18 protein-coding genes and 2 pseudogenes are annotated in these 21357 nt (G+C 53.6%); 19 read left to right on the plus strand and 1 reads right to left on the minus strand.

Going from position 1 to position 21357, the window contains the following annotated elements:
• The 18 genes and pseudogenes from A3H92_00140 (at window position 1) to A3H92_00225 (ending at window position 19000) form a co-directional block, all read left to right on the plus strand.
• Window positions 1-1224 (plus strand): annotated as a pseudogene (locus tag A3H92_00140) (hypothetical protein).
• A 74-nt stretch (window positions 1225-1298) separates the two neighbouring features.
• Complete coding sequence (locus A3H92_00145) at window positions 1299-2861, plus strand: hypothetical protein (protein ID OHC73462.1); 1563 nt, start codon at window positions 1299-1301, stop codon at window positions 2859-2861.
• Window positions 2862-2978: 117 nt separating this feature from the next.
• Window positions 2979-4019: a hypothetical protein gene (locus A3H92_00150; GenBank protein OHC73463.1), complete on the plus strand. Its 1041-nt coding sequence runs from the start codon at window positions 2979-2981 to the stop codon at window positions 4017-4019.
• Entirely contained in the window at window positions 4016-5161 is a 1146-nt protein-coding gene (locus A3H92_00155) for a UDP-N-acetyl-D-glucosamine 2-epimerase, UDP-hydrolysing (GenBank protein OHC73464.1), read from the plus strand. Before A3H92_00150 ends, A3H92_00155 begins: the two co-directional genes overlap by 4 nt.
• A gap of 9 nt (window positions 5162-5170) precedes the next feature.
• A complete protein-coding gene (locus tag A3H92_00160) occupies window positions 5171-5860 on the plus strand; it encodes a hypothetical protein (GenBank protein ID OHC73465.1) in 690 nt (229 codons plus the stop codon).
• Window positions 5861-5954: 94 nt separating this feature from the next.
• Window positions 5955-7106, plus strand: a complete 1152-nt coding sequence (locus A3H92_00165; GenBank protein OHC73466.1) for an NAD-dependent dehydratase — start codon at window positions 5955-5957, stop codon at window positions 7104-7106.
• 232 nt (window positions 7107-7338) lie between these two features.
• Window positions 7339-7980, plus strand: coding sequence for a hypothetical protein (locus A3H92_00170; protein ID OHC73467.1), 642 nt, complete (start codon window positions 7339-7341; stop codon window positions 7978-7980).
• 7 nt (window positions 7981-7987) lie between these two features.
• A complete protein-coding gene (locus tag A3H92_00175; protein ID OHC73468.1) occupies window positions 7988-9376 on the plus strand; it encodes a hypothetical protein in 1389 nt (462 codons plus the stop codon).
• A gap of 49 nt (window positions 9377-9425) precedes the next feature.
• Complete coding sequence (locus A3H92_00180) at window positions 9426-10460, plus strand: UDP-N-acetylglucosamine 4,6-dehydratase (inverting) (GenBank protein OHC73469.1); 1035 nt, start codon at window positions 9426-9428, stop codon at window positions 10458-10460.
• On the plus strand, window positions 10460-11314 hold the full coding sequence (locus A3H92_00185) for a hypothetical protein (protein ID OHC73470.1): 855 nt from the start codon (window positions 10460-10462) through the stop codon (window positions 11312-11314). The genes A3H92_00180 and A3H92_00185 overlap by 1 nt, the downstream gene beginning before the upstream one ends.
• Window positions 11311-12387: pseudogene (locus A3H92_00190) on the plus strand (N-acetylneuraminate synthase). The gene A3H92_00185 and the pseudogene A3H92_00190 overlap by 4 nt, the downstream one beginning before the upstream one ends.
• A gap of 2 nt (window positions 12388-12389) precedes the next feature.
• Window positions 12390-12932 (plus strand): GNAT family N-acetyltransferase, encoded by a 543-nt coding sequence (locus A3H92_00195; GenBank protein OHC73471.1) that lies wholly within the window; start codon window positions 12390-12392, stop codon window positions 12930-12932.
• Window positions 12933-13061: 129 nt separating this feature from the next.
• The gene (locus A3H92_00200; protein OHC73472.1) at window positions 13062-13574 is read left to right on the plus strand and encodes a hypothetical protein; all 513 of its coding nucleotides are present in this window, start codon (window positions 13062-13064) and stop codon (window positions 13572-13574) included.
• Window positions 13575-13743: 169 nt separating this feature from the next.
• On the plus strand, window positions 13744-14925 hold the full coding sequence (locus A3H92_00205; protein ID OHC73473.1) for a hypothetical protein: 1182 nt from the start codon (window positions 13744-13746) through the stop codon (window positions 14923-14925).
• 36 nt (window positions 14926-14961) lie between these two features.
• On the plus strand, window positions 14962-15663 hold the full coding sequence (locus A3H92_00210) for a hypothetical protein (GenBank protein OHC73474.1): 702 nt from the start codon (window positions 14962-14964) through the stop codon (window positions 15661-15663).
• Window positions 15660-16649 carry a hypothetical protein gene (locus tag A3H92_00215; protein ID OHC73475.1) on the plus strand — a complete coding sequence of 330 codons (990 nt, stop codon included), beginning with the start codon at window positions 15660-15662 and terminating at the stop codon, window positions 16647-16649. The genes A3H92_00210 and A3H92_00215 overlap by 4 nt, the downstream gene beginning before the upstream one ends.
• Window positions 16646-17959 (plus strand): DegT/DnrJ/EryC1/StrS aminotransferase, encoded by a 1314-nt coding sequence (locus A3H92_00220; protein ID OHC73476.1) that lies wholly within the window; start codon window positions 16646-16648, stop codon window positions 17957-17959. Before A3H92_00215 ends, A3H92_00220 begins: the two co-directional genes overlap by 4 nt.
• Before the next feature lie 9 nt (window positions 17960-17968).
• Window positions 17969-19000 (plus strand): hypothetical protein, encoded by a 1032-nt coding sequence (locus A3H92_00225; protein ID OHC73477.1) that lies wholly within the window; start codon window positions 17969-17971, stop codon window positions 18998-19000.
• A 166-nt stretch (window positions 19001-19166) separates the two neighbouring features.
• On the opposite strand, the gene A3H92_00230 is transcribed toward A3H92_00225, so the two are convergent.
• Window positions 19167-19487, minus strand: a complete 321-nt coding sequence (locus tag A3H92_00230; protein OHC73478.1) for a hypothetical protein — start codon at window positions 19485-19487, stop codon at window positions 19167-19169.
• 112 nt (window positions 19488-19599) lie between these two features.
• Here A3H92_00230 and A3H92_00235 point away from each other — a divergent pair, with 112 nt between their 5' ends.
• The gene (locus A3H92_00235) at window positions 19600-21315 is read left to right on the plus strand and encodes a hypothetical protein (protein ID OHC73479.1); all 1716 of its coding nucleotides are present in this window, start codon (window positions 19600-19602) and stop codon (window positions 21313-21315) included.
• Window positions 21316-21357 lie beyond the last annotated feature (42 nt).

Here is a 21357-nt window from a genome sequence, read left to right on the forward strand (position 1 = left end):
CTCGGAGGTACATCGCCCTCCGAGGGCGATGTTCCTCCGTCCGGCGGCGGCTCCGAGGGCGATGTTCCTCCGTCCGGCGGCGGCTCCGAGGGCGATGAACCCTCAGATATGTTCCCCGAGATGGCGCATGACATCTCGAACATGGTCCTGTATCTGGATAATGGGTCGGGCGATATCATGAAGGTCAAGATCGACAGCTTCTCGGATGGCGATGAAGGTTGCCGCGACGCCGACGCGCTCAACCTCAGTGATTTCGTCGAGCAGAACTATGACGGCTACGAACTGGTCGCCGTCACCATCAAGGCAGGCGACAACCATCCGAGCGGCTACGGCCCTGGCGAGGGCGAGTTGTTCGTCATCAACGACGCCTACAGCGAAGCCACCCTGCCGGTTGCCGATCTTGCTGACGTCACTTGGCAGTACACGCAGGCGTTGGATGCCGGCTTGAGCGGTGATGAATCGTCCGACAGCGGCTCTGAGGATGGCGAATCGTCCGATGGCGGCTCCGAGGATGGCGAATCGTCCGATGGCGGCTCTGAGGATGGCGAATCGTCCGACAGCGACTCTGAGGATGGCGAATCGTCCGACAGCGACTCTGAGGATGACGAATCATCCGACAGCGGTTCTGAGGATGACGTGTCGTCCGATGGCGGCTCTGAAGGCGACGAGCCGGATCAGTCTTCCGGTAGCGATGATGGCTCGTCATCGTCCGGCGATGCCCCTGCGGCGCAGGACGAAGAGGAAGAAGAGCCTGAACCGGTCAATGATCCTGATGTCGTGCTTTCCGGCGCCGATGAAGATGATGATCTTAGCGGCGGCAGCGGCGACGACACGGTCACCGGCGCCGATGGTGATGATGACCTTCGCGGCGGCAGCGGCGACGACGTTATTTACGGCGGCGAGGGTGACGACACCATCTATGGCGGTGGCCAGAATGACCGCCTGTTCGGTGATGCCGGCGATGATCTCTTCGTCTTCGACAGCCTCAACGGCGATACCCAGGTTGATGGAGGCGGCGGCAAGTGGACCGATGTGATTGAGGTCTCCTTCGATGGCGGTCCGGGCATGTCTGCCGAAGGCGGCGGCTGGACGCTTGAGATCGACGGCAAGGTGGTCGATGTCGCCGACGGTCAAGACTCCGTCGATATCGGCGGACACTCCGGTCGCATCACTACCGAGGAAGGCTCTATCGAGTTCGATAACGTCGATAAGATTGAGTGGTAACCCTACGTTGTTGCTAAGGAACGGGCTGCGGGATTATCCTGCGGCCCGTTTCCGTTCGAGGGCTATAGGGGGCGATGTTGCGGGAGTTGCCACGAATATTCGTTAATATCGCCGGCTATCGTGATACCGAACTCCCGTGGACGATCAAGGATTTATTCGAGAAGGCCAGGCATCCGGAACGGGTGTTTGCCGGTATTTGCCGGCAGTATGCGCCCGGCGAGGATGATGATGCCGCGCCCGACGGCGTCTTTGCCGAGCAGTGCCGGGTTTATGATGTTCATGCCAAGGACAGCCTTGGGGTTTGCTGGGCGCGCCATCAGACGCAGAAACTGTGGCGCGGCGAGGAGTATGCCTTTCAGATAGACAGCCATATGCGGTTCGTCGTTGATTGGGATGAAGTGTTGCTTGATATGCTGGGCGAGTGTGACTCGGCCCGGCCTGTTCTGACCACTTACCCTGTTCCTTATACGCCCCCGGACAAGCTTGATTCGCCTGTCTTGCCGGTCATGTTCGCAAGGTTTTTTGACAATGACGACATCGTATCGTTCGGCTCCAGGATATCTTTGCCGGAGGACGCGCCTGAAAAGCCGCAACCATCGGCTTTTGTCGCCGCAGGATTTTTGTTCGGCCCCTCAAAGCTGATCGCCGACGTTCCTTATGATCCCCGTATATATTTTCAGGGTGAGGAAACCAATTTAGCGGTTCGTCTATGGACTCACGGGTGGGATTTTTTTACCCCCAACAAGGTCGTCTGCTATCACGATTTTTCAAAACGACCGGAACGGCCCCGTCATTGGGAAGACAAGGTCGATTGGAGGAGGCTGAATACGGTTTCCAAGACTCGCCTACACCATCTTCTGGGCATGGAAAAAAACGGCGATCCGGAAGCGCTTAAGGGAATTGAGAACTTCGGCCTGGGCGCCCGGCGCACCCTTGCCGAATACGAGGCTTTCAGCGGCATTGATTACAAGCGCCGGTTAATCAATGGAAAGCCGGGACGCATAGCGGATTTACCTGCGGGCAGTCCGGAAAGAAAGGCCGACCGGAAACGCCGGTTCACTTTCATTAAAGAGAGTAACGGTTGGGGCTGTGAAGAGACCGCAAGCGGCGGCGGGTCAACCATGGCGCAGACGGAGGCGATTCGGCGGGACTTGCCGGGGGTATTTGATTCCCTGAACATTCGGATTCTCGGCGATGCCGGATGTGGAGACCTTAATTGGATCAGCCATATAACGGGCGGTCTACAGGCCTATCTTGGTTTTGATATCGTCGATTCTTTGATAAATGAGGCAAGGGAAAAGTTTTACGACCGGCGCAACCACTTCTTTTCCCAAGTGGATATCGTGATTGACGCGCTGCCTGAATGTGACGCGATTATATGCCGGGACTGCCTGACGCATCTGGATCATCAGGAAATATTGCCGGCCTTGAAGCTCTTCAAGGAGAGCGGGTCACGCTATCTTTTCGCCACCACCCACTTCTTGGGGAAAAATACTGAGATCAAGACGGGCGGCTGGTTCCCCATTGACCTTACCGCCGCTCCTTTTAACCTCCCCAAACCTCTGATAACTATCAGCGAGGAGGCGCCGAATTCGACCAAGTCGCTTGGGGCATGGAAAATATCTGATCTTTTGTAACCAGGATACTCGTGTTATATCACGCAATTGATGCTGTTTAGAAGCCGGCGGGGGAACCCGCCGGCGGCGTTCAGGATTTCACCTGGACTGCGGTAGCTTGTTTGTTCGATCATCGTGATGTCTAATATCAACTTACCTTTTTTACAAACCATCAACGTCGGCCATTGCAAGATCGGCGATGGGCATCCTGTATTTCTTATCGCCGAGGCAGGCGTTGCACATTTCGGCAATCCGGAAAAAGCGGATCGGTTGGTCGATCTTGCCGCCGAGGCGGGCGCGGACGCCTTTAAAACACAGGCCTTCATAACAGATGATCTGATTTCAAAGCGAAGCGGCGACTGGTATGAGCGCATGCGTCCGAAGGAAGTAGATCTTCCATTTTTTTTACGCATGAAGAAGCGATGCGAAGATCAAGGGTTGATCTTTCTTTGTACGGCGCATGATGAGTCGGCTTTACGGTGGGCGGATGAGCTGGAGGTTCCGGCCTATAAGATCGGCTCGGGGGAACGGGGAAATTGGCCGTTCCTGTCGGCCACCGCCAAACGTGGAAAGCCGATTATTCTGTCAACCGGCATGTACTCCAAAGATGATGTCGAACAAGCCATATCTATTTTGTCCGAGAGCGGTTGTTGCGAGCTTGCGTTGCTGCATTGCGTGACGGCTTACCCGGTTCCTTATGCAGAAGCAAATCTTGGGGCAATGGCCGAATTAAAACATCTTTTTCGGGGTCCGGTCGGCTATTCTGACCATACTCAAGGCGAGCATGTCAGTCTGGCGGCGGTTGCATTGGGCGCTAAAGTGATCGAAAAACATATCACTCTCGATTTTGATGTTCCCAATGCGCAGGACTGGAAGGTCTCCCTGGGTTCGGGTAATTTCCCTGATTTTGTGAAGCGGGTAAGGGAAGTCGAGGCCGCCTTGGGAACAGGGAGCCTGGATATCCAGGACTGTGAGCGTCCTTCTCAATTCTGGGCCTTGAAATCTCTGGTCGCTACGCGATTTCTTGCGGCAGGCGCCGTTATAGATGCTGCAATGCTTACCGCCAAACGGCCCGGCGATGGTCTGCCTCCTTCGGAACTTCCCCGTATTATCGGTCGCAAATTGGCCCGGGAAATTGAGGAAGATATGCCTATCCGCGTGGAAGATTTGGAAGCGTGACTCGTCACATTGCGGTGTTGACCGGGAAACGAGGCGGCTTCGGCGCCATGAAGCCTATGCTTCACGCGATTATGGAAGATTCTGAACTGCGGCTTTCGTTAATCGTTACAGATCAGCATCTGAACCCTATTTTCGGCAAGACTATTTCAGAAATCAGGCGTGAATTCCCTATCGCCGCAGAGATTGATATAAGCCAATCGGATGGAAGCGCCCTTGCGCGCTCACGCGCACTTGGCGCTTGTTTGCTGGAAATGAGTTCGGCGCTGCATTCTATTCGCCCTGATATATTGGTTCTTTACGGTGATCGTGGGGAAGTTTTGGCCTCCGCCTTGGCCGCCATTCATCTCGATATTCCCATCGCCCATATTCAGGGAGGTGATCGTACCGGCAATGTGGATGAGTCGATGCGCCATGCCTTGACTAAGTTGGCGCATCTTCATTTTGCATCTACTGAAGAAAGCGCCGTACGCATCCGCAAAATGGGGGAGGAAGAGTGGCGTATTCATGTCGTCGGCGATAGCCATGTCGATCAGATTACAGCCGGTAATTATTCTTCCCCGGAAGTTGTGCGTGACCGTTATCGCCTTCAATGCGAAGATCGTCCCATACTTTTTCTTCTGCACCCTGAGACTGTCGTTCAACGGGACAGTTACACGGATGCCAAGGCGGCGCTTGGTGCCGTGTTGGCCCGCGAGAAAAGAACTATCGTCGTCTTCCCTTGTTCCGATCACGGCTATGAAGGGATTATTGCGGCCATCAAGGAGATCGAGGGTAGGCAGGGCGTATCGGTTCACCAAAATATTGATGCTCCTGACTTTTGGGGCCTCATGGCCATGGCTTCCGTCATGGTGGGAAATTCTTCTGCGGGTCTTATTGAAGCCCCCTATTTCCGTCTTCCCGCCGTTAATATCGGCCGGCGACAGCGAGGCAGGCAGAGGGCGGAAAACGTCATTGATTGCGATTATGGCGAAGAAGCCGTTACGCAAGCTCTTTCGTCGGCGCTTGATGATGCTGAAACGGCAAGGCGCGTTGCACAAACCGGTCGGCCTTTTGGAGACGGCTTGGCCTTTCGCAGAATCGTGGATAAGCTGAAATCGGTTGAACTGGGGCAGCGACTGCTTGAAAAGCAGATAACCTATTAGGTTAGTATTATGAATGAAATCAAGACCTTGGCCATTGTTCCGGTTCGTGGCGGATCAAAGGGCGTGCCGCGCAAGAATTTACGTCTGATCGGCGGCGTTCCTCTTGTTGTTCGCGCCATTCGCTCCGGTCTTGATGCAAAACTTGTTTCTCAGGTCGTCGTGTCGACAGATGACGACGAACTGGCGGCAATCTCGGAATCTGCGGGAGCCTATGTTCTGCGCAGACCGATAGAGCTGGCGGAAGACGACACGCCGATGATGCCTGTCTTGAACCACGTTCTTGATGCTTTTGAGGCTGAAAATAATGCCGTTGGCGCCGTTGTTCTTCTCGATGCGACAAGCCCCTTTCGGCAAGCCGGGCACGTCGATTTGTGCGTTGAAAAATTATTTTATGAGAGTGCCCAATCCGTCATTACGGTGACGCAGCTTGAGCGTAATCCTTTCAATATTTTCAGCGTTGAGGGCGATGTCGCAACCAAATTCATTCAAAGTCCTTCCTGCGTATTCACGTCCAGACGGGAATTCTCCCATTTAATGCGCGTGAACGGATGCGTCTATGCGACTTGGGCAAAGAACATTCGCGCCGGCAAGTTGATTGTAGACCCTGTTTGCATCGTTGAGATGTCAGCCTCAGAGTCAATAAACATAGATACCCCTTTGGATTTGAAGATTGCCGAGTTTCTGGAGAGTATTTTTTGAACATCGCGTTTCCAAATGGGCACGGTTGCCATATCCACTCCCGGTGTGCCGGGCGGTTCGCTTCTTGGCTTTTATTAACGGAATGGCGTTATAAATGAGGATATTAATTCTAGGCGGTGACGGTTATCTCGGTTGGCCGACGGCCATGCATTTTTCGCAGCGTGGCGACGAGGTCATGGGCGTCGATAATTTCATGAAGCGCAGAATAGAACTTGAGGACGGCATCGAACCTCTAATGCCTACTCCCACCTTGCATCGTCGCGTCCGGGCGTGGCAGGAGATTTCCGGCAAGATGATTGATCTGCGCGTCGGTGATCTTACCAACCATCGCTTTATTTATAATATCCTGCGTGAGTTTCAACCTGATGCCGTTATTCACTACGCTGAACAACCTTCCGCGCCTTATTCAATGCAGGGACGCGAACAGGCCGTTCTTACCCAACACAATAACGTTATCGGAACGCTTAACCTTCTTTTCGCCATGAAGGCTCACTGTCCTTCTGCTCACCTTATCAAACTGGGCACGATGGGAGAATACGGCACGCCGAACATCGATATTGAGGAAGGTTACATAACCATCAATCACAACGGAAGAAACGACACTCTTCCGTTTCCCAAGCAACCGGGGAGTTTTTATCATCTCTCAAAAGTGCATGATTCACACAATCTGATGTTTGCCTGCCGGGTTTGGGGATTGCGCGTTACGGACCTGAATCAGGGAGTGGTCTACGGCATCGACACCGACCAAACTCTCATGGCCTCTGAGCTACGCACCAGTTTTCACTACGACAGTGTGTTCGGCACCGTACTCAACCGGTTTTGTGTTCAGGCGATTGCCGGCATCCCGCTGACCGTCTATGGCCAAGGCGGCCAAACGCGCGGCTTTCTTAATATCCGCGATACCTTGCAATGCGTCGAACTGGCCATTAAAAATCCAGCCGACGAGGGAGACTGTCGAGTCTTCAATCAGTTTACCGAAGTGTTCTCAGTGGCTGATTTGGCGAATCGCGTCAGGGATGCAGCAGCAGGCATGGGGTTGAAGGTCGCCATCGACCATATTGCCAACCCGCGCATTGAAAGCGAGGAGCATTATTACAATCCCGTTCATACCAAGCTGGTTGATCTGGGTTTAGCGCCGCACCTGCTGACGTCCGATGTTATCTCAGGCATGTTGAAAACGATATCAAGCGCCCGCGACAGGATTGATCTTTCCTTGATCAATCCTTCCGTTCGCTGGCGGCGCTAGTTCGTCGCCTTTATATGGGATTATTATGGCGACATATCAACAAATAGTAAGTATTGTGCAAAATTATAATCTTTTTGATTTTAATGATGTTGACAAAGTAAGCGCATATTCCCGAAGTATGAGTATTGAAAGTATTTGTCCGCCGATCAGCAGCGACATTCTCCCGGCGCCCTCTAATCCTAAATATAATGATCTTTGTCGCCTGCACTGGCTTGCCTTAAGTCGGCGAGCCGTGTCGGTTCTTGAATTCGGGTCCGGCTATTCGACGGCTGTTTTGGCCGATGCCTGCCGTGTTTTGCATAAGGAGTTTAATTCTTGGGCAGGTTCCAGCCTTCGATTTCAGCGGCCATTTCACCTTCATTCGGTCGAGGAGAGCGATGAATTCCTGGGGCGGACCGAGACGATGCTTTCAAAAGAGGCAAGACCCTGTGTTTCTCTGTATAAGAGCAATGTCATTGTGACCGAGATGTTTCATCGGATCGTAACTCTTTATGATAAAATTCCAAACTATGCCTTTGATCTTATTTATCTTGACGGCCCTTCACAAACAGCGAATTTGTCGGATATCAGAGGCTTTTCGTTTAATTCCCCGGATCGAATGCCTATGGCGGCAGATATCATTACGCTGGAGTTTTTTCTTCCTCCGGGTTGTTTGATCATTGTCGACGGTAGAACAGCCAATGCGCGATTCTTGAGGTCATTTTTGAAAAGGCAGTGGGCCTATCAACATGATCCGGCGGCTGATGTGCATTATTTCGAGCTTCAGGAAACGCCTTTGGGAGTTTACAGCGAACTGCACCTTTCGTTTTGTCTGCCGAACGGTTTTCTGCTGAACGGGTCGTCCGGGTCTGATGATCTAAGTCGTTCGAGATAAGAAGTTTATGACTAAAAAGAAACGCCTAAAGGTTCTCGTCTTTATTGACCATGACATCATTATCCGCCATTTCATAAAAAGCGGCGTTTTTTCCGAGCTGGCCGCCAAGCATGATGTCTTGTTCTGCCTTATTTCAGAGAATTATAAAAATGGGGCGCGCATCAGAACTCCGCTGGAATCGCTGGGACTGGGGGACAGGCTGCGGCGAATAGAAGTTGATGACTATCGCCAGGGCAAATGGGCGAAACTGACCCATGTCAGCCGCTTGAAGTGGCGGCCCGGACAACATATGAGACACTTGCGCGACTTCACTCGGCATGCGATTGGGCCGGGGCATGTGCGGGAATACACCTTCCTGTCGCTACCCGGCGTTTATCATTGGTTTGAGCGCAAGACCTTGCGGGAGATTGTCGCCCACCCGAACACTCATCTTGAAAAGCTTTTTGATGAAGAACTTCCCGATGTCGTATTTCACCCATCGGTTCTTTACGGCCCGCTTATCCACGACCTTTGCTGCATCACCGCTGAACGCCGCATTCCCATGACGGCAATTATGAATTCGTGGGATAATCCGGCCAGTAAGGCCAATATCTATTTGGCGCTTGACCGGTTGCTTGTCTGGGGTGAGCAAACCAGGGACCATGCGGTCAAGTATCTCAAAATTCACCCCTCTAACGTGACCATCTTCGGCGCTGCTCAGTTTGATGTCTACAGAAATCCGGCCCGTGTCACGAGAAGCGAATACGAACGCCTTCACGAGATTCCGTCCGGCAGCAAGATATTGCTTTACGCGGGCGCCAGTAAAGGCGCCGATGAGTTTGCGCACTTGTGCCTGTTGGATGAGGCGGTGGAGCGCGGCGACTTCGGGGAAAAGACTGCCGTTCTTTACCGTCCGCATCCTTGGGGAAACGGCGGTAAGGGAGGCAAAAGGATAATCGATCATCCATGGCGCAATGTTTTTCTGGAACTCGCCGGCAAACCTTATCTTGAATCGCTCAGGGAGGGAGATCAAGGAATCACCCTTGCCGATTATAAGGACACAATCGATACATTAAGCAATGTTGACGCCGTTATTTCTCCGTTATCGACAATCATTCTGGAAGCGGCGATGCTGGGCAAACCTTCCATATGTCTTCTGCCCTATGAGGAAGGCGCCGTTCATTTTAATCTGGCCGCCGGGTTGGCTCACTTTCAGGAAATATACGCATGGCCGGAATTCCTGAAGGCCCGAGGCGTTGATGAGTTAGTCCCGAAAGCTGTTGAATTGATGCAGCGTTCTCGCGATACGGTGCTATCGGCACGGCTGATTGAACTCAGTAATTATTTTGCTCAACGGTTTGACGAGCCTTATGCAAGCCGTTTAGTGACTTACGCGGAATCTCTTTTCAGAGAATAATGACATCGTAGGATTCAAAGGCGTCGGGATAATCTGAGGGAATTTGACTATGAAATTAACCGCTGACGACCCAAACGATCCGGCGTCCATAGTAAACGGCGCCGCCATTTTGATAACGGGAGGCACCGGTTCGTTCGGACGCGCTTTCGTTGACAGGGTCGTGCGCGACTACAAACCTTCCCGTCTTGTTATCTTCTCTCGTGACGAGATGAAGCAGTACGAGATGGCCCTTGATTTCAACGATGCCGATTATCCGTTCATCCGCTATTTCATCGGCGACGTGCGGGACGTGGAACGCCTGACCATGGCGATGCGGGGGATTGATTACGTTATCCACTGCGCCGCGCTGAAGCATGTCACTGCGGCCGAATACAATCCCTTCGAGTGCATCAACACCAATGTGATCGGCGCCGAAAACGTCGTCAGGGCGGCGCTGAACTGCAAGGTCAAGAAGGTGCTTGCCCTGTCTACCGACAAGGCGGTGAATCCGATTAACCTTTACGGCGCCAGCAAACTGGCCGCCGACAAGATATTCATCGCCGCCAACGCCTTGAGCGCCGGTATCGGCTCCCGGTTCTCCGTGGTGCGTTACGGCAACGTGTCAAATTCGCGCGGCAGCGTAGCGCCTATGTTTCGCCGTCTGATCAACGGCGGCGCGCAAAGTCTTCCGATTACCGATCCGCGCATGACGCGATTCTGGATCACCCTTGAGCACGGCGTCGATTTTGTTTTGTCGAGTCTGGCGATGATGTGCCGGGGAGAAATTTTCGTGCCGAAAATTCCCAGTATTCACATTACCGATCTTGCGCGCTGCATGGCGCCGGATTTGCCTCATAAAATTATAGGCATCCGCTCCGGCGAAAAACTGCATGAATCGCTGATTACGGAGGACGATGCGCGCAACACCCTGGAGCTTGACGACCGCTATGTAATCTTGCCGTTCAAGCGCACCGATATATCCGAGCGATTTGAGAGAGTGGGGGGCGTCCCGGTCGATGAGTCTTTTCAATATGTCAGCAATGCCAACAGCCGGTGGCTGGGGCCTGAGGAAATCAGGGCGACGTTGAAAGAAGGCCGGCACTGATGATACTGGTGCTGGGGGCCACCGGTATGCTGGGCCAGGCCCTGATGCGCGAGGCGTCAGGGCGGGGTATCAAAGCGGTAGGGGCGGCGCGCCATGACTCGGAAATAATACTGGACGCCGGTAATGAGGCGGCGCTGGGCGACGCCGTTATTCGCCTCAAGCCCGAACTGGTGATTAATGCGGCGGCGCTGACCGACATGGACGCTTGCGAGGCTGATCCCGGCGCGGCTTATCTTACGAATGCCCGCCCCGCCGCTATACTGGCCGAGGCGTGCAGGCGATTGGAAATCGGCTTTGTGTATGTTTCCACCGACCATTATTACAGCGGCGACGGCGACAATAAGCATGATGAGGAAATGCCGGTGCATCCGGTTAATGAATATGCCCGCTCCAAATACGCCGGCGAGGCGTTCGCTCTGACTTATCGGCGAAGTCTGGTCGTGCGGACCAACATTGTGGGCCGGCGGGGCTGGGTCGGACGCCCGACTTTTCTCGAATGGGCAATGGATTCACTTGAGCGACGCAAGCCGTTGCGTCTGTTTGATGATTTTTTCACCTCGCCTATTGATGTTGCCTCCTGCGCCAAGGCTATATTCGACTTGGTGGCCAAGGATGCGCGGGGCGTCATTAACGTGGCGGGGCGGGAAGTGTCCAGCAAGCGGCGGTTTGTCAGGGCTTTGGCGGATCAAATGGATATAATCCTCGATTGGGCGGAAACGGCCAGTGTGCGCGAATTGACTACGCATCGGGCCGAAAGCCTGGGACTCGATGTAACGCGAGCGGAAAAGCTGTTGGGATATGCTATGCCTGATACCGCCCAAGTAGTGAGGTCGGCGCTTAAGGACGGGCTATGAGATACGACGGATCAATAATTATAGGCGGGCGGGAGATATCCATCGCTTCTCCCGCCTATTTTATTGCCGACATCGCCGCCAATCACGATGGCGATTTTGAACGGGCCGAAACCCTCATCTATCTGGCTAAAGAAGCCGGGGCCGACGCTGTCAAGTTCCAGCATTTTCTGGCCGCCAAGATCGTCAGTGATCGGGGTTTTCGCGCTTTGGGCGGGCAGTCAGCTCATCAGGCCGAGTGGAAGAAGCCGGTTTATGAGATATACCGCCAATACGAATTCGATCGTAGCTGGAACGAGAAACTGGCCGCCGTCGCCAAAAAGGCGGAGGTCGAATTCATGACCACTCCCTACGATGTCGAGGCTGTCGAGGGAATTGACAGTCTGGTCGGGGCCTACAAGATCGGCTCGGGCGATATCACATGATTGCAATTTGTTTCTTTCTTGGCCGGAAAAGGAAAGCCGATCCTTCTGGCCACCGGGGCCGCCGATATGGCCGACGTCGAGCGCTGCGTTGAGGCCGTTCTCGTTCGCACGCGCAAGATTGTTCTTATGCAGTGCAACACCAACTATACCGGCTCAATCGAAAATTTCCGCTCGGTCAATCTCAATGTGTTGCGCAGTTTTGCTCTGCACTATCCCGGTATGGCGCTGGGGCTTTCCGATCACGCGCCGGGCCATGCCGCTGTATTGGGAGCCGTGGCCCTGGGTGCGCGGGTAATCGAGAAGCATTTCACCGACGACAATGCCCGTGAAGGCCCCGACCATCGTTTTTCCATGACTCCCAAGTCGTGGCGCGAGATGGTTGATCGCACCCGTGAACTGGAGCCGGCCATGGGCGACGGGGTCAAGCGTGTAGAGGCCAACGAAGTCCAAGCCATCATCGTCCAGCGCCGCTGCTTAAGGCTGACCCGCAATTTAGAAACCGGAACGGTTTTGGCCGAAAGCGACCTTGAAGCGCTGCGTCCGGCCCCCGTAGGGTCTTACGATCCCTATCGCCTTTCCGAGGTTGTGGGACGCCGCCTGATCCGTGCTAAAATAACCGGCGACGCCCTATACCCCGCAGACATGGAATAATCATGCTTAAAGGCAATGTCATCAGTTTGAGGGCGGTCGAGCGCGAAGATTTGGCTTTGCTTCTTGCATGGCGTAACAAGCCGGAATTTCGCCGTTTATTCCGCGAATTTCGCGAGATTTCCATGGTTCAGCAGATTATGTGGTTCGAAAATACGGTGCTTGATGATCCGGCGACCCGTATGTTCTCGGTAATTGAAACGACCGGCGGACGCCTGCTCGGCGCTACCGGACTTTGCTACATCCACCCTATCGACCGCAGCGCCGATCTTTCCATCTATATCGGCGCCGATGATCTTTATATCGACGACATTTTTGCCCCCGACGCCGTCCGAACGCTTTTACGCTATGGTTTTGACGAATTGAATCTTCACCGGGTATGGGCCGAGATTTATTCTATCGATAATGCCAAGCAGGCTTTTTTTGCCGACCTCGGGTTCACCCTGGAAGGTCGGCACCGCCGGACTCATTGGACGGAGGGCGGATGGGTGGATTCCCTGTTTTACGGGCTGTTGGTTGATGAATGGCGCGGCAACCGATGCGGGTAGCCATCATCCCGGAGCGAAGCGTAAGCTCCCGCATTAAGGATAAAAACATTCATCCTTAAAAGTTTGTTGAGACAAAAACAAAGCAATGGACGGTGACGCGGATATTTATCTTGGAGAAGTTGCACATTTATGGAGGACGTAAAAATGAAACGATCACTTGCTGTTATAATATTTCTTTTCTCCGGCTTTTTATTTTATCCGGGTCAGGTTGTCGCCGGCTCGGAATCAGGGGAGGCGGCATTCTATGCCGGCGATTACAAAACTGCTCTGAAAATCTTTAATGCCCAAGCTGAAGGGGGAAACTACGGCGCATTATATTTTCTGGGCGAGATGCACCGGGAGGGTCTCGGCGTATCTCAAAGTTTTGCAAAGGCGGCTGAGTTTTATCTAAAGGCGGCCAAGGGAAATCATCCCTATCCTCAGTTGAGGTTGGGAGAAATGCACAGGGACGGAAAGGGCGTCGCTCAGGACCACAAGGCGGCTTACATGTGGTTTGACCTTGCTTCGTCTTATGGCGAACAAAAAGGAGCTACGGAACGAGACAGGATTGCCGAAAAATTGTCTCCGGCGGAAATCAATGAAGCCAAAAAAACAGCAAAGGACTGGGTGAGTAAATTGAGCGCCGAAAAACGACCCAACTGAAGCCGTTCCGCTTCGTTCAATATCTTCTTAAATGCGGTCGGGAAATGAAAAGAATTAAAAACATAACCAATGTTCACGCCAGTGCGGAAACGATGCGGAAGCGTCCGCATCAAGGATAAAAACATTCATCCTTTCCGGGTTTCCCCGTTGATTTCCTGAGGCCTACTTTATGAACGCCATTGTCAGACTGAAGCATTTTATCGCGAAATTGCCGATAGCAAATAACATTGCTTTGCGACGTAACTTTGACCGCATGCGCACCGGTTACCTTAATGATGTGTTTAGTGAATTGGAGAAGCATTTCACAGCAGAGCCGTTGGAGACACTGAAGAAACCCCGCTCATCATTGATTGAGGTGACCAACAATTGCAATCTCAGATGTAAAATGTGCGGAACTCACAAGGCGACGCGCCGACGTGGGTACATGTCTGAACAGACATTTGAGCGTGTTGTTTCCCAATGCGTCGAGAATGGGGGAAGAACAGGATTATTTACCGTTGGCGAAATATTTATGGTGCCTGAGAAAACTCTGGATCGATTTATGGAGATTTGCAGAAAGTATAATTTTATTCCATTTATAAGCACCAATGCTCAATTCCCCCAGAGGTTAAAGCATATACTTGAAGAATTTCCTGATGTTGTCAGATATGTTGGTTTTTCTATTGATGGGGCGACAGAAAATACATATGAAAACATCCGGGTTAATGGAAAGTTTGATCGTGTAATTGAGTCGCTTGATATTATGCGCCCATACTTGAAAAACGGCGTAGATCTCGGGATCAGGGCTGTGATTTCACTCGATAATATTCATGAAATCAGTGAAATTTTTAATCTCGGCAAAAGTTATATTAATCCGAAAAAAATTTCTTTTAATATTGTTAACAGCTTGGCTCCTGATGATATTTATTTTAACAATACTATTTTGCCTTACAAGAATATTTACAAGTCTCAGGCGCCGTGCAGTCTTCCGTTTTCAGACATATATTTTACTTATGATGGTCAAGCTACGCTGTGCTGCCGTGATTATGAGGCGGAATTATCAATCGGGGACATCCATAAACATTCTCTTATCGATCTTTTTACCAATGAAAAAGCAAAAGCGATACGAGCGCAGCACCTTAACCCGCACAGTCTGAATATTAAACTTTGCAGTAATTGTTTCGGCGCTCTGCGTTTTGTCGGTACGGCGTTTAATTCCTATATTCATCTCTGTATGAATGCTCACCGGAATATGTCAGGCGATGAATTGCAGAGCCGTATCGAGAAATTATTGCACGACGTAGATACAGCCATCCCTCATGGTCCTTCAGTAATCAAGGCTGCCTTATTAAGTTGTTTTAGCGACATCTGATGAGTTCGGATATTATTGGAAAAACGAGAATTTAGGATGCGGATAGCCATCATCCCGGCGCGCAGCGGAAGCACCCGCATCAAGGATAAAAACATTCATCCTTTCTGCGGCAAGCCGTTGTGTTCTTATCCTATGGAAGCGGCGAGGGAGTCGGGTCTTTTCGACATGATTCACCTTTCCACGGACAGTCAACGCTATGCCGATACGGCGGCCGGCCTGGGTTTCCCCGTCGATTTCCTGCGCGACCAAAGCCTGTCCCGGAATGACAGTTCGATGATGGAAATGCTTCGCTGGGTGCTGGAACGATATGACGAAAAAGGGCAGGTCTTTAACGAGGTCTGCATGGTCTACGCCACCTCGCCGCTGATTGACGGCTCGGACATAGCCGAAGGATATGAGTTGTTCAGGCGCCATAACGGGGCAAAACCGCTTCTGGCGGTGGGGATGTTCCCCGCCCCATTGGAGCGCGCCCTGAAAATTGACGCTGACGGGATGCTGCGTTGGCTCCATCCGGAAAACCGGTTTCTTCACTCCCAGAACTGCATCAAGGCCTACTACGACGCGGCGGCGTTCTTGTTCGTCAGCCGTGAACATTTGTACGCAGATCGCCAAGGCGTGCTGGAGGAATTTCTGCCCTTGGTTCTGCCGTCCTGGAAGGCTGTTGATATCAATGATCCGCAAGACATGGAGGTAGCGGAACTCCTCTATCTCGGCAGACGGGCCAGGGACGGCGCATGACATCTTCCGGCCCGGTCCTTTCGACGGTTATCATCGGCTGCGGCAAGATCGCCGGCGGCTATGACGAAATTGATCGGCCGCAAGGTGTCATCACCCATGCCGCCGCCTGCCGCCGCCATCCCGGTTTTACCGTCGTCGCCTGCGTTGAACCCGACGAAGCGCGGCGTTCCGCTTTTATGGGGTTCTGGGACATCGGTCGAGGATTCGCCGACCTGGACGGCTTTCTTGACAGCGGAGCGGCGTTCGACGTGGCGGTTGTCAGCGCTCCGACGCCGGAACATGTTCCCATCCTGCGCCGTCTTCTCGCCACCGGCGTCAAGGGCGTCATGTGCGAGAAGCCGATCTGCGGTTCATGGCGGGAAAGCCGCGACATCGTGACGGCCTATGGCCGGGCCGGGCGGCTTATGGCGGTCAATTACCCGCGCCGCTGGAATCCGGCTATTGTTGATCTCAAGGAGCGGCTGGCCGACGGGGAATGGGGGGCGTTGCAATCGGTCGTTTGTCACTATGTCGGCGGCCTTATCAACAACGGCTGTCACATGATGGACCTGCTGTCGTTTCTTTTCGGAAAGGTTGTTCCTCTATCCGTATCCGGGGTGAAAAATTCAGGCGGGGATGATTTTTTGTGCGATGTCATGATGACGGTCGGCGGCGGCGCGACGGGAAGCATGATCGCCCTTGATGCAAGCCGTTACGGCACGTTTGAAATGAACGCTTACCTGGAGCGCGGCGCTTTCTCTCTGGAGGATTGGGGGCGGGTTCTCAGGCTGCGGCGGATAGAAGACGAACCGTTGGTTCCCGGTCGCAAGCGGCTGGCGGCGGCGACGGAAACAGAGACCGGCTGGCGGGACGCCCAGTACCACGCTTACGACAACTTCCATGCCGCCATGACGTTGGGCGCTCCTTTGTCCAGTGACGGTGAAAGCGCGCTGGCGGCCGAGAAAGCCTGCGACGACATCCGCCGGATGGCGAAGGGAAAGTTATGAGCAAATTGGCGTTATTGGGAGGCGATCCCGTTCGCGTCAAGCCCTTCCCGGCTTACAACGTAATCGGCGCCGACGAGATCGATGCTGTTCGCGCCGTTATGGAAACCGGCGTCCTGTCCAGGTTTCTCGGAACGTGGCACGCTGATTTTTACGGCGGTCCCCAGGTGCAGGCTTTCGAGAAGGAATGGGCGGCGACCTGTGGCGTCGAACACGCGGTGGCGGTCAATTCGGCCACCAGCGGCTTGTATGCCGCCGTCGGCGCCGCCGGCGTCGGGCCGGGCGACGAGGTGATCGTGCCTCCTCTCAGCATGACGGCAAGCGCGACGGCGGCGGTGATCTATGGCGGCGTGCCTGTGTTCTGCGATATTGACCCCGGAACCTTTAACCCAAGCCCGGACAGCATCCGCGACAAAGTGACCTCCAGAACCAGGGCGATCATGGTGGTTCATCTTCTGGGCCATCCGGCGGACATGGACCCGATCATGGCTGTCGCCGCCGAGCGCGGCTTGACGGTCATTGAAGATTGCGCCCAGGCGCTGTCGGCCGCCTATAAGGGACGCCCGGTCGGCGCTATCGGTCATATCGGGGTATTCAGTCTCAATTACCACAAACACATCCACACCGGCGAAGGCGGGGTTTGCACCTCCAACGATGCGCGGCTGGCCGACCGCATACGCCTGATCCGCAACCACGCCGAGGCGGTGGTCGCCGGCAAGGGCGAGACCGATCTGGTCAACATGGTGGGCTTCAATTACCGCCTTGGCGAGATCGAGGCGGCCATCGGGCGCAGCCTGTTGCCCAAGGGCGTCGGGTTGGTGGATAAGCGTCGTCACAACGTCGCCTATCTGGAACAGCGTCTCGGCGACCTTCCCGGCCTTGCCCCGGCCCGCGCCGTGGCCGGTTGCCGGCACAGTTATTACGCTCATGCCTTTCATTGCGATGAGACCGTACACGGCGTCTCCCGCGATCTGATGGTCCGCGCCCTGCGGGCGGAACTGCCGCCGACGGAGATGCGCGACGAGGCGGGAGGCGCTCTCATTGGCGGTTATAAGCCGCCGCTTTATCTTTTTCCCATGTACCAAAAACAGATCGGCTTCGGCGGCACGGGCTTCCCCTTCAAAGGCCCCCATTATTCAGGCAAGGCCGATTATGCGGAGGGCCTCTGTCCCGCCGCCGAACACGCCGCCCGCACCATGATCACTCATGAATTGATGCGCCCGCCGATGACAAAGAAAGACCTGAACGATGTCGTCGCCGCCTTCCATAAAGTCTTTGACAACCTTCCGTCGCTGCGCGACTACGCCGACTGATCGTATAAAATGGCCAGGTTCATGTTCGCGGCCCATGACATCGGCGGCGCCAATATGCTGGCGCCGGTGATGCCTTTGGCGATAAGGGCAGGGCACGAGGTTTTTCCCTTTGCCGACGGCCCGGCGCTTGCCGCCTGGCGCGGCATGACGGCAAAGGATTGCGATAAACTCACATCGTTGGCCTCGGCTGTCGGGGAAACAGCTCCTGACCTGATCATCACCGGCACAAGCCGCGCTTCGGAAATGGAGCGCAGCCTGTGGCGAATTGGCATTGAGCGCGGCGTTACCACCATCGCCGTCATCGATTCATGGGTTAATTTCCATAACCGATTCATTGATGCCTCCGGCGCGGAGATTCTTCCCGACGCGATCTGCGTCATTGACGAATGGTGTCGGCGGCGGATCGAAGCGGAGGGGTGGTGCGGGGCGCGCATTCACGTTGTCGGCCACCCTCACCTGCAAGAGCGTTTGGGCCGCACGACGGCGTTGCGTAAGGGACGAACACGGGCGGAAACTCCCCGGCTGACATTCTTTTCTGAACCGATCCGCGAGGTCATGGGGTTTGCCAAGGACCAGTTCTGGGCTGCCGGTGAAATGGTTCGCGCATTGGGCGGGATCGGGCCGGCCTGTTTTACGGTCAAACCTCATCCGACGGAAAAGGCTGAAACATGGCGGCGGTGGCGCGATCATTTCAAGAATGTAAAACATGTGGAGATCGAGATCGCCGGCGAAGACGATGCCGAGGCGCTTTTCATAAAATCGGATGTGGTGACCGGCATTCACAGCATAGCCCTGATCGAGGCGAATTTTCTCGGCATTCCCGTAATCACCATGCAGCCTGACGGGCCGGCCGGGGGCAACCCCAGACTCGATACATTGCCCGGCGTGACGGTGGCGTCAAATCAAGACGAGCTTGGCCGGGCGCTGAAGAGCGCCCTGGCCGGCGGCGATATCCGGCCCGACGCCGGCGTCGTTTATGAAGTGGTGAACAACGCCGGCGCACGGTTATTATCGGCGATTGAGAAGGAAAATGACGCATAGAGTGACGTCAGTAATTGTGTCAGGAGTCGGAATCCGGCTGGAACGGTTCACTGCGTCACTCCTGACGGATCGTTATGTCGGCTGGCTTAATGATCCCGAGACAGTTCGTTACAGCGAGAATCGACACCGCCGCCACACCCTGAATAGTTGTGCTTCCTATTTTACCTCAATGGCGGATGGCGGGCATGAATTTTATGCGATCATGAGACAAACGGATGGTTGTCATATCGGTAACATCACGATTTACGTTGATCATCCAAATAAAGTCGGCGATATCGCGATTATGATCGGCGAGGGATCGGCGCGGGGTTATGGATTGGGGCGGGAAGCGTGGTGTTTGGCATGTGAACACGCCCTGACTGTTCTTGGTCTTCGTAAGATAACGGCAGGAACAATGTCCGAGAACCGCCCGATGCTGGCCCTTATGGCGGCGGCGTCGATGAAGATTGAAGCCGTGCGGCCACGGCAATTTCTGCTCAACGGCCATGAAGTTGACGGCATATATGCAGGTCGGTTTTGCGCCCCCGTTCCCGGTTCAGCGGGCCAAGGGAAGATTGTTAATGTCAAAAGCCGATGCCGATAAATGATTCTACAGTCCTGTGGGACAAGGGGTTGATTTGTTTTTAAGATCGCCGGATAAGCCGCCGTTTTTTCTTGGCCGAACGAGAATTAAGCAGGCCGTCAACGCCTTTCTGGAATTTGATTTGAAAAGGTTGCGGCGCCGGCGGCGCTTGGCGGGGAAGCGCCGTGAGGTCGAATACTATTTCCGGCGCCTGGCGGACAGGCCGGGCCGGCTTGAAGGCGCGGTTCTTATCGACGCCACCTGGGATAATCCGAATTATTGGGCGCGGTTGTCTCTTTTTCGTGCAGCCTTGGGCGTGGTTTCCGGCAACGAAGTCGCCGTCGTCGCCCCGCCGAGAAACGAGATCACAACCAAGTGTCTTAATAATCTGGGGATAACGCGAATCGAGGAATATAAAGATACGGCCATTGACGAAAGGTTTCTGACCAAGGCGTGCGACTTGCTCGCAAAAACCAACGCTCCGGGAGACATTCTGAGCTGGCGCCTTCCATATGACCTGCCCGCCGATATAGTCATGTATGACGCAATCCTCAAAAAACAGAGGATGCCGTGTATCGATCTTTCTGATCCCAAAATAGAGGGCTATGTCGCCACGATACTGCGGATTATCGATAATAATATGGAGCTTTTGGACAGGATTCGGCCCCAACTGCTTTTGCTGTCACATCTCTCCGGTTTCTTTTCCGCCACTCTTGGCATGCTTGCGGCTCAAAAAAATATACCGGCGATTTTTTTAGGCGGACGCTTTGGGACAGAACGATTCAAGAAAATCACCGGTAAATCTTATTTTTATGATTACTTTGACGTCCCTAAAAACAAAGACCTGAATTTTATGATTCCGAACAAAGTAAAAGCTCTGGCCGAGATCGGCGATGCATATCTTAAAAAGCGATTTTTGGGGGAGACGACCGATATCGGGGGAATTTACGCCTACCAAAAGCGTAAAAAACATGTTGAACGAAAAGATATCCTTGAGAAATTCGGCTGGAACCCTGACCTGCCGATTGTCGTCGTATATGCATCCAACTGGTTTGATTATCCCCATACCTATGGAATGAACCAATTTCGGGATTTTCTGGATTGGATCGGGGCAACCGTCGCCGTTGCCCGCGAGGTTACGGACGTGAACTGGCTGTTCAAGGCTCATCCCTGCGATGCTTGGTACAAAGGCTCCACCCTGGATGATATTTTGCCCGATCCTATAGCCGTTCATGTCCGTCATGCGCAAAAAGATTGGCAGGGGAAATCACTTATCAACTGCGTTGACGCAATGATAACTTACCATGGATCGATCGGCATTGAGGGTGCCGCCCTCGGCAAGCCGGTCATGGTCGCTGACCGAGGATTTTATCACGATTTCGGTTTTGTGCATTTTCCCAAGAATCGCGAGGCGTATATCCATGCGTTGCGTAAAGCGTGGTGGTCGGACATGGATATGGATGATGCAGCTTTCCGCGCTAAAGTTTTTGCGGGCCTGTTTTACGGAGCGCCGGACTGGCGGAAGGGGTTTATTTTTGATGATGATACTCGGGGTGAAGAGTTATACGAAACCATGCTTGATAAATTCGAGCAGAATAGGGAGGTCGTTGATCGGGTAATTAACGAAATATCCGACTGGTGGGAAAGCGACCATGATCGGTTACACGTTTATTTGATGGACAAGGCGGAGGGTTACCAGCTTTCAAATGCGGTCGAGACCGGCAGCCTTGTGAATTCCAAGAAATCTCCATAACACGGAACAAAAGAGTAATTTTTTGAATAGCCTTTGGACGTT

Source organism: Rhodospirillales bacterium RIFCSPLOWO2_02_FULL_58_16 (assembly GCA_001830425.1).
Lineage (GTDB): Bacteria > Pseudomonadota > Alphaproteobacteria > Rhodospirillales > 2-02-FULL-58-16 > 2-02-FULL-58-16.

Excerpts from the sequence above, each read along its gene's own strand:
- A3H92_00145 (OHC73462.1), top strand. The coding sequence starts at position 1,299 with ATGTTGCGGGAGTTGCCACGAATATTCGTTAATATCGCCGGCTATCGT.
- A3H92_00150 (OHC73463.1), top strand. The coding sequence starts at position 2,979 with ATGTCTAATATCAACTTACCTTTTTTACAAACCATCAACGTCGGCCAT.
- A3H92_00160 (OHC73465.1), top strand. The coding sequence starts at position 5,171 with ATGAATGAAATCAAGACCTTGGCCATTGTTCCGGTTCGTGGCGGATCA.
- A3H92_00165 (OHC73466.1), top strand. The coding sequence starts at position 5,955 with ATGAGGATATTAATTCTAGGCGGTGACGGTTATCTCGGTTGGCCGACG.
- A3H92_00175 (OHC73468.1), top strand. The coding sequence starts at position 7,988 with ATGACTAAAAAGAAACGCCTAAAGGTTCTCGTCTTTATTGACCATGAC.
- A3H92_00180 (OHC73469.1), top strand. The coding sequence starts at position 9,426 with ATGAAATTAACCGCTGACGACCCAAACGATCCGGCGTCCATAGTAAAC.
- A3H92_00185 (OHC73470.1), top strand. The coding sequence starts at position 10,460 with ATGATACTGGTGCTGGGGGCCACCGGTATGCTGGGCCAGGCCCTGATG.
- A3H92_00195 (OHC73471.1), top strand. The coding sequence starts at position 12,390 with ATGCTTAAAGGCAATGTCATCAGTTTGAGGGCGGTCGAGCGCGAAGAT.
- A3H92_00200 (OHC73472.1), top strand. The coding sequence starts at position 13,062 with ATGGAGGACGTAAAAATGAAACGATCACTTGCTGTTATAATATTTCTT.
- A3H92_00205 (OHC73473.1), top strand. The coding sequence starts at position 13,744 with ATGAACGCCATTGTCAGACTGAAGCATTTTATCGCGAAATTGCCGATA.
- A3H92_00210 (OHC73474.1), top strand. The coding sequence starts at position 14,962 with ATGCGGATAGCCATCATCCCGGCGCGCAGCGGAAGCACCCGCATCAAG.
- A3H92_00215 (OHC73475.1), top strand. The coding sequence starts at position 15,660 with ATGACATCTTCCGGCCCGGTCCTTTCGACGGTTATCATCGGCTGCGGC.
- A3H92_00220 (OHC73476.1), top strand. The coding sequence starts at position 16,646 with ATGAGCAAATTGGCGTTATTGGGAGGCGATCCCGTTCGCGTCAAGCCC.
- A3H92_00225 (OHC73477.1), top strand. The coding sequence starts at position 17,969 with ATGGCCAGGTTCATGTTCGCGGCCCATGACATCGGCGGCGCCAATATG.
- A3H92_00230 (OHC73478.1), bottom strand. The coding sequence starts at position 19,487 with ATGGCCGTTGAGCAGAAATTGCCGTGGCCGCACGGCTTCAATCTTCAT.